General features: G+C 55.9%; 1 protein-coding gene. It reads right to left on the bottom strand.

Annotation, left to right across the window (positions count from 1 at the left end; translation table 11 throughout):
- Nucleotides 1-454 (bottom strand): DegT/DnrJ/EryC1/StrS family aminotransferase (locus ACTHUR_RS20540; RefSeq protein ID WP_440400645.1); only part of this gene is annotated, 454 nt, incomplete at both ends.

Consider the following 454-nt stretch of genomic DNA (forward strand, 5'->3'; position numbering starts at 1 on the left):
GTTCAGGTTTGACGAAAACGTAGAACTTGTATTGCGCGTGTTCGATGTAGTCGGCCACTTCGACCAAACGGATGCTGGCAAATTTGCCCAAGCTTTCAGCCAGTTTGGCGGCGTGCGCTTGACGGCGGGCAGTCCATTCGGGCATACGTTTGAGCTGGATGCGGCCGATGACAGCCTGCATTTCCATCATGCGCCAGTTGGTGCCGAAGCTTTCGTGCAACCAGCGGAAGCCGGGTGCGTGTTCGCGGTTGTACACGGCATCGTAGCTTTTGCCGTGGTCTTTGTACGACCACATTTTGCTCCACAGCTCTTTGTCGTTGGTGGTTACCATGCCGCCTTCGCCGCCGGTGGTCATAATTTTGTCTTGGCAGAACGACCAAGCACCGACGTGGCCGATAGAGCCGACGGATTTGCCTTTGTATTTCGCACCGTGCGCTTGGGCGCAGTCTTCGAT

The organism is Neisseria sp. P0021.S007 (genome assembly GCF_051956855.1).